The sequence below is a fragment of the Pseudomonas sp. S10E 269 genome, assembly GCF_002798465.1.
GTDB lineage: Bacteria > Pseudomonadota > Gammaproteobacteria > Pseudomonadales > Pseudomonadaceae > Aquipseudomonas > Aquipseudomonas pergaminensis.
The window spans coordinates 3,588,137-3,601,274 of record NZ_PHIJ01000001.1 but is presented as its reverse complement, the minus strand read 5'-3'; the positions used below and the strand labels follow the sequence as shown (position 1 = coordinate 3,601,274).

At 59.3% G+C, this 13,138-nt stretch carries 14 protein-coding genes; 5 read left to right on the top strand and 9 right to left on the bottom strand.

The features are described from left to right. Positions 1-100 precede the first annotated feature (100 nt). The 3 genes from CWC48_RS16710 to CWC48_RS16700 form a co-directional block, all read right to left on the bottom strand. Positions 101-322 carry an FmdB family zinc ribbon protein gene (locus tag CWC48_RS16710; protein ID WP_010208103.1) on the bottom strand — a complete coding sequence of 74 codons (222 nt, stop codon included), beginning with the start codon at positions 320-322 and terminating at the stop codon, positions 101-103. A 166-nt stretch (positions 323-488) separates the two neighbouring features. Continuing rightward, positions 489-845, bottom strand: a complete 357-nt coding sequence (locus tag CWC48_RS16705; RefSeq protein WP_078050010.1) for a ribbon-helix-helix domain-containing protein — start codon at positions 843-845, stop codon at positions 489-491. A gap of 180 nt (positions 846-1,025) precedes the next feature. Then, complete coding sequence (locus tag CWC48_RS16700; RefSeq protein ID WP_003193874.1) at positions 1,026-1,499, bottom strand: Dps family protein; 474 nt, start codon at positions 1,497-1,499, stop codon at positions 1,026-1,028. 414 nt (positions 1,500-1,913) lie between these two features. Between CWC48_RS16700 and CWC48_RS30690 the strand changes: the two genes are divergently transcribed. Further along, a complete protein-coding gene (locus tag CWC48_RS30690; protein ID WP_025854767.1) occupies positions 1,914-2,516 on the top strand; it encodes a cold-shock protein in 603 nt (200 codons plus the stop codon). Between the two features lie 79 nt (positions 2,517-2,595). On the opposite strand, the gene CWC48_RS16690 is transcribed toward CWC48_RS30690, so the two are convergent. Both CWC48_RS16690 and CWC48_RS16685 read right to left on the bottom strand, forming a co-directional pair. Further along, on the bottom strand, positions 2,596-2,802 hold the full coding sequence (locus CWC48_RS16690; protein WP_015885618.1) for a SlyX family protein: 207 nt from the start codon (positions 2,800-2,802) through the stop codon (positions 2,596-2,598). A gap of 3 nt (positions 2,803-2,805) precedes the next feature. Continuing rightward, positions 2,806-3,231, bottom strand: coding sequence for an HIT domain-containing protein (locus CWC48_RS16685; protein WP_078050993.1), 426 nt, complete (start codon positions 3,229-3,231; stop codon positions 2,806-2,808). An 874-nt stretch (positions 3,232-4,105) separates the two neighbouring features. Here CWC48_RS16685 and CWC48_RS16680 point away from each other — a divergent pair. Further along, positions 4,106-5,404: an OprD family porin gene (locus CWC48_RS16680; protein ID WP_078050011.1), complete on the top strand. Its 1,299-nt coding sequence runs from the start codon at positions 4,106-4,108 to the stop codon at positions 5,402-5,404. A 191-nt stretch (positions 5,405-5,595) separates the two neighbouring features. Here the strand turns inward: CWC48_RS16680 and CWC48_RS16675 are convergent, their stop codons facing one another. Next, on the bottom strand, positions 5,596-6,438 hold the full coding sequence (locus CWC48_RS16675) for a mechanosensitive ion channel family protein (RefSeq protein WP_100492222.1): 843 nt from the start codon (positions 6,436-6,438) through the stop codon (positions 5,596-5,598). A gap of 135 nt (positions 6,439-6,573) precedes the next feature. Beyond that, on the bottom strand, positions 6,574-7,059 hold the full coding sequence (locus CWC48_RS16670) for a YajQ family cyclic di-GMP-binding protein (RefSeq protein WP_010208088.1): 486 nt from the start codon (positions 7,057-7,059) through the stop codon (positions 6,574-6,576). A gap of 123 nt (positions 7,060-7,182) precedes the next feature. On the opposite strand from CWC48_RS16670, the gene CWC48_RS16665 reads away from it, so the two are divergent. Genes CWC48_RS16665 through CWC48_RS16655 form a run of 3 tightly spaced genes read left to right on the top strand, consistent with a single transcriptional unit; the run spans position 7,183 to position 10,764 of the window. Continuing rightward, the gene (locus CWC48_RS16665; RefSeq protein ID WP_100492221.1) at positions 7,183-8,100 is read left to right on the top strand and encodes a putative 2-dehydropantoate 2-reductase; all 918 of its coding nucleotides are present in this window, start codon (positions 7,183-7,185) and stop codon (positions 8,098-8,100) included. Between the two features lie 46 nt (positions 8,101-8,146). After that, positions 8,147-10,183: an ATP-binding protein gene (locus CWC48_RS16660; RefSeq protein WP_078050014.1), complete on the top strand. Its 2,037-nt coding sequence runs from the start codon at positions 8,147-8,149 to the stop codon at positions 10,181-10,183. A gap of 2 nt (positions 10,184-10,185) precedes the next feature. Next, positions 10,186-10,764 (top strand): cob(I)yrinic acid a,c-diamide adenosyltransferase, encoded by a 579-nt coding sequence (locus tag CWC48_RS16655; protein WP_078050015.1) that lies wholly within the window; start codon positions 10,186-10,188, stop codon positions 10,762-10,764. Positions 10,765-10,880: 116 nt separating this feature from the next. Here CWC48_RS16655 and CWC48_RS16650 read toward each other — a convergent pair whose 3' ends face one another. Then, on the bottom strand, positions 10,881-11,825 hold the full coding sequence (locus CWC48_RS16650; RefSeq protein WP_099494278.1) for a Nudix family hydrolase: 945 nt from the start codon (positions 11,823-11,825) through the stop codon (positions 10,881-10,883). A 20-nt stretch (positions 11,826-11,845) separates the two neighbouring features. Next, complete coding sequence (argJ, locus tag CWC48_RS16645) at positions 11,846-13,063, bottom strand: bifunctional glutamate N-acetyltransferase/amino-acid acetyltransferase ArgJ (protein ID WP_078050017.1); 1,218 nt, start codon at positions 13,061-13,063, stop codon at positions 11,846-11,848. Positions 13,064-13,138: the final 75 nt, after the last annotated feature.

Sequence of the window (13,138 nt, the reverse complement as noted above, 5' to 3'; positions counted from 1 at the left end):
GTTTCACTTCTCGTAATTCGAAATTCGGTGGAGGCCTGCCTCGTCACCGTACATTAAAGCAGGGGACGGATAATGCAGGAGCCTGCGCGTAGAGTTCAACTCAGTCTGCTTTGTCGCCGCCCGCCAGGTTCTTCTTCGAGCCGGTCTTGAAGTCGGTCTCGTACCAGCCGCTGCCGCTCAGGCGGAAGCCTGGCATGGACAACATCTTCTTGAGCTCCGGCGCCTGGCAGGCTGGGCAATCGACCAGCGGCGCTGCGCTGATCTTCTGAATGGCTTCCAACTGATGACCACAGGAAGCACATTGATAGTCGTACATGGGCATGGAGATGTCTCGGCGATCAGATCGTTACTGCGCCACGCCTGGCCTACGGGTGGGCGGCATGCGTAGCAAAGCGCGGGATTATATCTGGTAAATCGAGGCAGCGCAGCCGGCTTTCTGCCCGGAGCCCTGCCCGCCACGAAGGAAGGCCGGCCCCGAAGCCCGGTGGCTATACCAGGGACTGCCCCGGTAAACAGGTCGGTTCAATACACCCTTTCAAGGCATGAACCACGCACACCACCCTGACCAACCCACTGAAGTTCTTCACACCGCCGTAACGCAGGTGCACTTCCCGATCGACGTAAGACAGCAACGCACTGACTGAACAGGCATTGATCCTGGCTATCTCCGTGAGGATATTCCAATAGATCTGCTCCAGCCGCAGGCAAGTGGAAAACCCGTTGAGCCTCACTGACCGGGACAATGGCTTGGCCAGTCCCATATCGAACCCTTTTGCAAAGGGGTCGATCTTTATCTTATGGAAACCACCGGTTTCCATCACTCCATTACCCACTCCGCGTGACATACACCTGACACTCCATTGCCAAACAGCAGCCCATGGGTTGTCCCATTGGGCAGTCGCCCTATAAAACAGCAGGCAGAAGCAGGCAGCCAGAAGACGCGGCGTCGATAGACGTAGGACAACGCCAGGAAATGCGCGGAAACAAGCGAGCGGCGCCAGGACGGCGCCACTCAGGGTCGGCGTTTACTGATTTTCGAGCAGCGAGCGCAGCATCCACGCGGTTTTCTCGTGAACCTGCATGCGCTGGGTCAGCAGGTCGGCGGTCGGTTCGTCGCTGACCTTGTCGAGCAGTGGGAAGATGCCGCGCGCGGTACGAGTGACCGCCTCCTGGCCGGCGACCAACTGCTTGATCATCTCTTCTGCGCTGGGCACGCCTTCCTCTTCCTTGATGGACGAAAGTCGGGCGTAGATGGAGTAGGCACCCGGCGCCGGGAAACCCAGGGCACGGATACGCTCGGCAATGGAGTCCACGGCCAGCGCCAGCTCGTTGTACTGCTCTTCAAACATCAAGTGCAGCGTGCGGAACATGGGGCCCGTGACGTTCCAATGGAAATTGTGGGTCTTCAGATACAAAACATAGGTATCGGAAAGCAGCCGTGAAAGCCCGTCGACGATGGATTTACGATCTTCTTCACTGATACCGATATCGATTGCCATGTTTATCCCCTTCAATTGACAAGCATTCATTGATCCGGTGCAGGACCACTCTAGCAAGAGTGGCAGCGATGCGCAGCCCGGCGCGGCAATTCGCCCCGGCGTGGCCGGTCAAACGGTGGGCCCAAGCCTTGGGCCAGAGTAGGAAATATCCCTGCAACCCCGCTTGAAACACCTGCACGTGTCTAGGACAAGCGTTTGACGCAGAAATGCCATGTCCCTTGCAACACCCTGAAATGCTTGATTTGAGTAGGCACAGCCTTTGCTGTTAAATAGGCGGCGTGTCGTCGCCGTTACTTTCTGCGGCAGCGGCATAGGCTGATACCCCGCGCACGTGCCCAACGCCTCCCATTGTTCAGAAGCGAACCGTGCCAGTCAGCTCTTCCTTGTGATCCGTCTTAACGTGAGTTAATCAAAATGTTGAAAATCGTCCACCTGCTAACGGGCGTTGCAGCTTTGCTGCTGTCCTTTATACCGAGCTTGCAACAGGGAAGCCCTCCCTACCTGGAACAACACGACGCTCTGTACCTGGCCTTGTTCGGCCTTCTTAACCTGACGCTGGCACCGGTGATCCCTTACTGGAACAAAGGCACACGTCATCAACTGCAAAACCTGGTCAGCGCGCTGTTGGTACTGACCGTTGTCGTACAAACCCTCACCCTCCTGGCACCCATGCCTGAAGTCGGCGGCCACCCGGCCATCCTGCTCAGCCTGGTGATTGCTGTGGTCGCCATCGTTCTTCACCTGGCCATCAGCTTCTACCGTTCGTCCCCTGCGGCCTCGTCGCAAACCTACGACATGACCAATCGGGATACCGGTACCGTCAAGTGGTTCAACACGTCCAAAGGCTTCGGCTTTATTTCCCGTGATTCGGGCGACGATATCTTCGTCCATTTCCGGGCCATCCGCGGCGAAGGCCATCGCGTACTGGTGGAAGGCCAGCGCGTGGAGTTCTCCGTCATGAATCGCGACAAAGGCCTGCAGGCCGAAGACGTGATTGCTGCACTGCCGCGTCGCTGATACCCGCGCTCGCAGCAAAAAAAACCGCGATCCAGCCTGGCTGGTTCGCGGTTTTTTTATGCGCAGCCATTAGCCGCTATCAATAGTGAGGCGGCGGCGCTTCTTCTTCGGACGTTTCGAATTGGCCGCCCATTTCTTCCTGGCGCTTTAGCAGTGCGGTCATCTGCAATTGCAGGCGCTCGACGGCCCGCTGCTGGGTGACGAGGATATCGTTGAGGGTTTCGATGGTGTCGTCCTGGAAGGCCAGGCGGCTCTCCAGGTCAGTGACGCGGTCTTGCAGATCCATGATTCAACCCTGGGTAAAGACAAAGTCAGCAGGCAACAGCTCGCGCAGACGGGCGCGGATGGCTGCCACTTGCGCATCGGTGTAAGGCTGCGCCGGATGCTTGCCCCATACCGGCGCCGGCCAGGCGGCATCATCGCGCTTGCGCACGATCACATGGACGTGCAACTGGCTGACCACATTGCCCAGCGCGCCGATGTTCATCTTGTCCGCCGCCAGCCCGTCATTCAGCACTTGCGCCAGGGCCGTCGTCTCTTGCCACAACTGTTGCTGATCGGCGACATCCAGTTGAAACACTTCGCTGATACCGTTGATACGCGGCACCAGGATGAACCAGGGGTAGTTCGAGTCATTGGACAGCAGCAGTCGGCACAGGGGGAAGTCCCCCAGGGTCAGCGTGTCTTGTTGAAGGCGTTGATCTAAAGCGAACACCGCAGGCACTCCGTTCGGCAGGTCAGGTTCAAGGCCACCAGCATACCTGCGAATCGCGCACGCTTCACGCCAGCCCCTGCGCGCCTGGCCAAAGTGCGATGAAAAAAAGCGCACCATTTCGAGACAAACGAATAATTCGACTACGCTCAATGACCAATCCAGCCGTAAATTGATGAACACTGAGCAAACGATTACGACGAGACCCGCGACACAGAGGCTTCGCAAGTCAAGGCATTGAGCCATCACTGCGGTCGAGCGTCATCGGGGGGCCTGCACCAAAATGACCCATTTATGCCTCAAAGAGATCCGCCGATTACCCACTGGGCGGGGTGAACCGGTAACGTTTTACCCAGGTTCAGGATTTATGCACCCCACACCAAGGAAAGGAAGCGTGCGTCAAGCCCAAACCAATCGGCGTAAAAACCCCGTGCTTATGCGGTTTTCACGAAGCCACGACGTTTTTCACGAAAAAATGACATTCGAATTTCAGTTTGGGCACGCTTGCTGCATTCATCCCTTTATCGTCGGCAACGGCACCGGTAGGGAAGCGGGTGTTTCGCGATGAAAAACAGCAGCGGTTCAATGCGCGCCAAGGATGATTTCAAACTTCGAAAGAAACGTTTTTTTGCGTTCTTTTAACGGTTTAGAAACAGTATTGAAGTTGTCAGCCTCGTTACAGTGGGGCTGTGAATTTGCGACATGGATATAGCAATCTACGACAAGCTCGTAAAGAAGCTGAAAGGAAAGTTGGGCAAGTATCGCCAATATTGTCAGCGTGATATAACTTTGCGCCGACACAAAAAGAAAGAGCCGCCCAGACAAAAATACAGGTGGGACGGCAGTACTCTTCCTAAAACCAAAGGAGCAAATCACGATGCGCGTGATGAAGTGGAGCATGATCGCCCTGGCTGTTTCAGCAGGCACTACGCAGTTCGCAATGGCGTCCGCCCAAAGCGATTCCAAAGGCTTTGTTGAAGACAGCACTTTCAGCATTAATACTCGCGCCCTGTACTTCAGCCGCGACTTCCGCAATGAGCCACTGGATGGCTACGAGAAAGTCAACGGCAAGAATAAAAGCCGTGCTGAAGAGACTGGCCTGGGCTTCAACGCCCTGTACCAATCGGGCTTCACCCAAGGCACCATCGGCGTCGGTGTAGACGTGATCGGCCTGCTGGGCGTCAAGCTCGACAGCGGTAAGGGCCGTGCCGGCACTGGTCTGTTCCCGTCCGGTTCCGACGGTCGCTCGCAGGACGATTACTCCAAAGGCGGCGGTGCCGTTAAATTCCGCATCTCCGATACGGTCTTGAAAGTCGGCGACCAATACACCACCGCTCCTGTGTTTGCCTCCGATGACAGCCGTTTGCTGCCAGAGCTGCCACAAGGTATCTCGCTCACCAGCAACGAGATCAAGGGCCTCAAACTGGAAGGTGGTCACTTCACTTCCAGCGTCGCACAGAACCAGACCTTCCGTGACAGCCTGGGCCTGACGAAGACCGACTTTGCCGGTGCCGTCTACTCCTTCACCCCAGAGGTTACCGGCAGCCTGTACTACGCAAAAACCGAAGATTACTTCCGCAAGTGGTACAGCAACCTTAACTGGACCCACGCGCTGAGCGACGACCAGTCCTTCGCCCTGGACTTCAACATCTACGACACGAAAAGTGACGGTGAAGGCAAGCAACGCGCCTACTACGACAAAACCACCAAGCTTGATAACCGTGCGTTCAGCCTGCAGGGTGCGTACACCATTGGTGCTCACACCTTCACACTGGCTGCCCAGAAAGTCACCGGTGACGGCGATTACGGTTACGGCGTAGACGGCGGCGGCTCAGTGTTCCTGGCCAACTCCATTGCCCGCTCCGACTTCAACGGCGAAGGCGAGAAGTCCTACCAGGCTCGTTACGACATCAACATGGCGACCTTTGGCATTCCTGGCCTGAGCTTCATGACTCGCTACGTAACCGGTAGCGGCGCTCAAACCGCCACGACCTCGAACGGCAAAGAGTGGGAACGTGACATCGAAGCCAAGTACGTGATCCAGAGCGGTCCAGCCAAGGACCTGAGCCTGCGTCTGCGTCAAGCAACCTATCGTTCGGGTGATGGCGTTTACTACGGTTCGCCTTCGATCGACGAACTGCGTTTGATCGCGAACTACCCGCTGAACATCCTGTAATTGACAGTTTTATTACAGCGATGAGTTAAGGTTTCGGCCTTAAACAAAAAAAGCCGCTCCCTTGTTTAACAAGGGAGCGGCTTTTTTATGGCTGTAATATTTCAGCACTGGAATAACTAGCAAGCTAACTAACGAGATTAGCGCTTGCACCTTGAACCTGACCTAACGGCCAAGTTCAAGAATGACCCCAGTTACTTGGCAGCTGTTTCCTGCATCACACGAATAACCCGCTGCGGAAATGGAATATCAATCCCCGCCGCTTTCAAGCGGTCACGTGCAAGTTCGTTCAACATGAACACCACGTCCCAATAATCCGCCGTCTTGGTCCAGCAACGCAGGGACACGGTGATCGAACTGTCACCTAAGGTCGACACCACTGCGACAGCAGCAGGGTCTGCCAATACCCGAGGGTCTTTCGCCAGTTCCAGCAACACGTCACGGGCTTTTTGCAAGTCGGCCTCATAGTCCACACCCACATCAAACACCACCTTGCGGGTCGGCTGACGGTTGGTGTTGGTGATAAGGCCATTGGACAGGATGCCGTTCGGCACGATCACGGTCTTGTTGTCGCCGGTACGCAGTACGGTGTGGAAGATCTGGATGCTATCGACGGTACCCGAAGTGCCTTGGGCTTCGATCCAGTCACCAATGCGGAACGGGCGGAACAACAGAATCAGCACGCCACCGGCGAAGTTCGCCAGGCTGCCTTGCAATGCCATGCCGATGGCCAGGGTGGCGGCACCGATCGCCGCAATGAACGAGGTGGTTGCCACGCCGATCATCGAGGCCACGTTGACCACCAGCATGATTTTGAGCGCGACGTTCGCCAGTCGGGTGATGAAATGTTGCAGGGCCATGTCGGCATTACGCAGTGCCAGCAAGCGCCCCACGCGGTGGGTCAACACGTTAATCAGCCACCAACCGATGACCAAGGTGACCAAAGCCAGCAAGAACCGGCTGCCGTATTCCATGATCATCGGCAGCCAAGATTCCGAGGTCTTGATCAGGTGATCCATTTCAGCGTTCAAATCCATCTACATTCTCCTGGTTACCGGATGTTCGGCGTAATGAGTGGCCATAAATGCAATTGAGCCCCGTAGGGCTCAATAGTAGGCGCAGGTTCTGGGGCGTGGGACGTCAAAAACGCCGACAGGTTCCCCAATGTGCCATCAGTCGCGGAAGTTGTTGAACTGCAGCGGCATGTCGAAGGTCTTGGCGCGCAGGGCCGCAATGGCCTCTTGCAGGTCGTCACGTTTCTTGCCAGTGACACGAACCTGTTCACCCTGGATCGCGGCCTGGACTTTCAGCTTGGCGTCCTTGATGTGGGCGACGATTTTCTTCGCCAGCTCCTTATCGATGCCTTCCTTGAGGATGGCTTCTTGCTTCATCAGCTTGCCGGAGGCGTAGGCATCCTTGATTTCAAGGCACTGCGCGTCGATCTTGCGCTTGACCAGCGACAGCTTGAGGATCTCGATCATCGCTTCCAGCTGGAAATCGGCTTCAGCGGTCAGGTTGACGGTCAGCTCTTTTTCCTTGAATTCGAAGCTGCCCTTGCCTTTCAAGTCATAGCGACGGTCCAGTTCCTTGACGGCGTTCTCGACGGCGTTGGTGACTTCGTGTTTGTCCAGTTCGGATACCACGTCGAACGAAGGCATGTCATTTCTCCAATATAAGGGGCGGGCTCAGTAGAGATGGAGCGCGCCCAAGCTAAAATGCCGGGGCATTATAGCGGTTCTTTCGCCGCATTCACTGTGAGCGACCCCATGGAGCACAAACAGATGTCGACCACCTGGCATATTCTCGGCGCCGGTAGCCTGGGCACACTCTGGGCCACCCGCCTGGCGCGCGCAGGCGTGCCCGTCAGGTTGATCCTGCGTGATGAGGCGCGCCTGGCCAGTTATCAGGCGAGCGAGGGACTGACCCTGGTGGAACAAGGCATTGAGCAGACTTACCCCGTGACAGGCGAAACCCCTGACAGCCCTGGGCCGATTCATCGCCTGCTGGTGGCGTGCAAAGCCTACGACGCCCAAGGCGCCGTCGCACAGTTGCAACAGCGGCTAGCTCCAGATGCCGAGCTGATCCTGCTGCAGAACGGCCTTGGCAGCCAGGATGCGGTCGCCGCGCAGTTGCCCCAGGCGCGCTGCATCTTTGCCTCCAGCACGGAAGGCGCCTTTCGCGATGGCGACTGGCGTGTCGTGTTTGCCGGCCATGGCTACACCTGGCTGGGCGACGCGAGCCATCCTACCCCGCCGCTATGGCTGGATGACCTGCACGCCGCTGGCATCCCCCACGATTGGAGTACCGATATCCTCACGCGGCTATGGCGCAAGCTGGCCCTCAATTGCGCCATCAACCCGCTGACCGTGCTGTATCAATGTCGTAACGGCGAATTGCAGGCCCATCACTGCGAAGTCGCCACCCTGTGCGCAGAGCTGGCTGAACTGCTGGAATGCTGCGGCCAGCCTGCTGCCGCGCTGGACCTGCAACACGAAGTGGAACGGGTGATCCAGGCCACCGCCGCCAATTACTCTTCCATGTACCAGGATGTGGCCGCCGGCCGTCGCACCGAAATCAGCTATCTATTGGGCTATGCTTGCCAGGCGGCCGCCCGTCACCAACTGAACCTGCCGCATTTGCAGCAGTTGCAGGTGCGCCTGGTCGAGCAGTTACTTGCACGCGGATTGCCCCGCGACTGAGCCACGCGCTACCCTGCCCGCCTGTCTATCACCTGGGAAAACCCTGATGCCGCTGCGCCAGCGTCTTGAAAACCTACCGGTCGGGCAGAAACTGCTGGCCGCCCTGCTGGTGCTGTTGACCACCGTATTGCTGGTGGCCAACCTGACCTTTATCAGCGCCGCCTACTGGATCTCCCAGGAAAGCATGGCTCCCCAAGCCTTGCAGGCGATTGGTCGCCTGGTGTCCAACCCCGCGCTCGCCGCCGAAGCCCTCGAATCACCCGCCAAGGCGGACGCCCTGCTCAACGAGCTGACCAGCTATTCCCCCTTGCGCGCCGCCGCCCTGTACGACGGTGAAGGCAACCGCCTGGCGCAGATGCAACACGGCGACCGCCTGCACCTGCCCGACAACTACCGGCATATCGAAGCCTGGCGCGTCACCGAGTTTCGCAGCAACCAGATCATCACCCTGCCCCGTGCTGGCCAAGCGTCCGGGCACCTGCTGCTGGTGGCCAGCAGTGAGCTACCGGTGGCGTTCTACACGGGCACGCTGACGGCCAGCCTGGGCATCCTGATTTTCAGCGTGCTGCTGTGGTTGATCATCGCCCGCCAGATCAAACGCCTGATCACCCGGCCGATCCACGAACTCGAAGAGTTGTCGCGCCAGGTCACCCGCGAAGAGAACTACGCCCTACGCGCTGGCCGTGGCAACCACGATGAAATCGGCAGCCTGGCCGAAGCCTTCAACACCATGCTGTCGCGGATCGAAGCCCGCGAGCAGCAACTCAAGCGCGCACGGGACGACTCCCAGGCGGCCTACGACCAAGCCCAAGGCCTGGCCGAAGAGACGCGCCACACCAACCGTAAGCTGGAACTGGAAGTCCAGGTTCGCAGCAAGATCGAGAAAAAACTCACCGGCTTCCAGAATTACCTGAACAGCATCATCGACTCGATGCCCTCGGCACTGATCGCCCTGGATGAACAGCTCTACGTGACGCAGTGGAACCAGGAGGCCAGCGCGCTTTCCGGTACCCGCCTGGATGAAGCGCTGAACCAGCCGATCTACTTGGCCTTCCAGCCGCTCAAACCCTACTTGCCGCAGATCAGGGCAGCGGTCGAGCAACACACCGTGGAGCGCATCGAGCGGGTCACCTGGTTCAAGGACGACGAACCCAAGCATTACGCCCTGACCTTCTACCCACTGATGGGTGGCGCCGGGCGTGGCGTGGTGATTCGTATCGATGACATCACCCAGCGACTGTCCCTGGAAGAGATGATGGTGCAGTCCGAGAAAATGCTGTCGGTAGGTGGCCTGGCCGCCGGCATGGCCCACGAGATCAACAACCCGCTGGGGGCGATCCTGCATAACGTGCAGAACATCCGCCGCCGCCTGTCTCCCGACCTGCCCAAGAACCTGGAGCACGCCGAGCAGGCCGGCATCGAGCTGGAAACGGTCAACCACTACCTGCAAAGCCGCGAAGTGCCGCAACTGCTCGATGGCATCCAGCAAGCCGGGGCGCGGGCGGCGAAGATCGTCACCCATATGCTCAGCTTCAGTCGCCGCAGCAACCGGCAGATGGCACCGTGCGACTTACCGGCACTGATCGACCAAGCGGTGGAAATCGCCGGTAACGACTTCGACCTCACCATCGGCTTTGACTTCAAGGGCCAAGCGATCATCCGCCAGTTCGACCCGCAGTTGGGCCCGGTACCCGGCACCGCCAACGAACTGGAACAGGTCCTGCTCAACCTGCTGAAAAACGCCGCCCAGGCCATTCACCTGCGTGAAGATGACAGCGAGCCGGGGCGCATCATCCTGCGCACGCGCCTGAACCCGCCGTGGGCAGAAATACAGGTGGAGGACAATGGCATCGGCATGAGCGAGAACGTGCGCAAACGCACCTTCGAGCCGTTTTTCACCACCAAGGAAATCGGCCAGGGCACCGGGCTCGGGCTGTCGGTGTCGTATTTCATCATCACCAACAACCACAAGGGCCAGATGGAAGTGCACTCCACCCTTGGCCAAGGCACGTGTTTCACCTTGCGCCTGCCACTGGCCGGCAGCCAACTGCCGCCTTACGACCTCACCCAACTGGAGCAATGACCATGGGCTTTCGCCTATCGAAGATCTACACCCGCACCGGCGACAAGGGCGAAACCGGCCTCGGTGATGGCCGCCGTGTGCCAAAGGATCATCCACGGGTGGAGGCGATTGGCGAAGTCGATACGCTGAACAGCCAGCTCGGCTTGCTGTTGGCCTATCTCGAAGCACTCGGCGGACAGCATCCCGGCTTGCAGGACGTGATTGAGGTGCTGACCCCCTGCCAGCATCGGTTGTTCGATCTGGGCGGCGAGTTGGCAATGCCGGAGTACAAGGCGTTGAATGCGGCCGAGGTGGATCGGCTGGAGGCGGCGATTGATCGCTGGAATGAAGAGGTCGGGCCGCTGGAGAACTTCATCCTGCCCGGTGGTTCAGCATTGATCGCCCAGGCCCACGTGTGCCGCAGCGTGGCGCGCAGTGCGGAGCGGCGGTGTCAGCAGTTGAATGCGATTGAGCCGCTGGAGGGTGTGGGTTTGGCGTATATCAATCGGCTGTCGGATTTGCTGTTTGTGGCGGCCAGGATAATTGCCAAGCGCCAGGGGATTGCGGAGATTTTGTGGCAGGCGGCCGCTAAGCCACATTGATAATTGTGTGGTGACTGATTTGGCCCATCGCAGGCAAGCCAGCTCCCACACTTGTATGTATTCACAAATCAAATGTGGGAGCTGGCTTGCCTGCGATGGGGCCCGTCAGAACGGCATCAAACTTCAGGCCAGAACGCCCGAATCCCTGCCACACCCTGAGCCCCGGCGTCCCAAGCCTGCTCCCGCTCGGCAGGCCCTACCCCGCCCAACAGAAACACCGGCTTGCTGAACCCACGGATCAACTCCGCCGCCTGCTCCCAACCCAACGGCTGGGCATCGGGGTGAGTCTGGGTCGGCTGCACCGGCGACAGCGTGACAAAATCCACGTCCATCATTTCCGCCAAGGCCAGCTCTTCCGCGTTGTGACACGACGCCGCCAGCCAGCGGTCCTTGGGCAGTGGTCGGCCCTTGCTGGCGTATTTACGCAGTTGCGCCGCCGTCATGTGCCAGCCGGCTGCAGGAAAATCCCCCAACCATTCAAACGGCCCCTTGAGCATCAACTGCGCCTTGCCCGCGCACAGGCCCACCGCATCCACCGCGAGGTCGCGGTATTTGGGGTCGTAGCCGTTGGGCGCGCGCAGTTGCACCAGCTTGATGCCGCCAGCAATAGCTTTCTGGATACCACGCAGTAACACCGGGGTTTCCAGCTCGCCAGGGGTGATCAGGTATTCAGCAGGCAAGCGCGCAGCGGCAACAATCGGTGCGTTGGCCGCCGGGAACTCATAGTTGAGCAAATCACGCGGGGCAACCCACTCCAATGGCTGCCCCTCGGCACCATGAGGCTCGCCGGTAAACGCCGACACTTCCCAGACATCCAGCAACACCTGCTTGTCCGGGTAGTCATGCTGCACCTTGATCAGCGGACGCGCGGCAGTGACCTGGATGCCCAACTCTTCCTGCAATTCGCGGGACAGTGCGCCGGCGACCGACTCATCGGCCTCCACCTTGCCACCGGGAAACTCCCAGAGGCCGCCCTGGTGCTGGGTATCGGCGCGGCGCGCCAACAGGATCCTGCCGTCGACACCGCGGATCACCGCTGCTGCTACATGCACTCGTTTCACCGCGCTTTTCCTCTTGGCTATCAGGTGCGGTATTCCGCGTTGATCTTCACGTATTCGTGGGACAGGTCGGTGGTCCAGATGGTTTCGCTGCACTCGCCGCGACCCAGCTCGATGCGGATGGTGATTTCTTCCTGCTGCATCACCGCCGAGCCCTGGGCTTCGGTGTAGGTCTCGGCACGCGCGCCACGGCTGGCGATGCACACATCACCGAGGAACACGTCGATCTTGCTCACGTCCAGGTCCGGCACGCCAGCACGACCGACGGCCGCCAGGATACGGCCCCAGTTCGGGTCCGAAGCGAACAATGCGGTCTTGATCAGTGGCGAGTGAGCCACGGTGTAGCCCACATCCAGGCATTCCTGATGATTGCCGCCGCCGTTGACTTCCACGGTCACGAACTTGGTCGCACCCTCGCCGTCACGCACGATGGCCTGGGCGACTTCCATGCACACGTCGAACACGGCCTGCTTCAACGCCGCGAACAGCGGGCCGCTGGCCTCGGTGATCTCCGGCAGGTTGGCCTGGCCGGTGGCGATCAGCATGCAGCAGTCGTTGGTCGAGGTGTCGCCATCGATGGTGATGCGGTTGAACGACTTGTTGGCGCCGTCCAGGATCAGGCTGTGCAGCACATCGCGAGAGACTTTGGCGTCGGTGGCAATGTAACCGAGCATGGTCGCCATGTTCGGGCGAATCATGCCCGCACCTTTGCTGATACCGGTCACGGTGACGGTCACGCCGTCGTGCACGAACTGACGGCTCGCGCCTTTTGGCAGGGTGTCGGTGGTCATGATGCCGGTGGCGGCGGCCGCCCAGTTATCCACAGACAGGTCGTCCAGCGCGGCTTGCAGCGCGCCTTCGATTTTTTCCACAGGCAGCGGCTCACCGATGACGCCGGTGGAGTATGGCAGCACTTGGCTGGCATCCACGCCAGTCAACTGGGCCAGCTTGGCGCAGGTGCGCGCGGCCGCCACCAGGCCGGGCTCGCCGGTGCCGGCGTTGGCATTGCCGGTGTTGGTCAGCAGGTAACGGATCGTGCCGGCCACGCGCTGCTTGGCCAGGATCACCGGCGCCGCGCAGAACGCGTTGAGGGTGAACACTCCGGCGACGGTCGAGCCTTCGGCACAGCGCATCACCACCACATCCTTGCGCCCCGGGCGCTTGATGCCGGCCGAAGCGATTCCGAGTTCAAAACCGGCAACCGGGTGCAATGTGGGCAAAGGACCAAGACCAACAGCCATGAATGCGCTCCTTAAAAATAGGTGATGTCTGTGCCGTCGTGATCGACGGTGGAATTAATGGCAAAACGCCGCGAC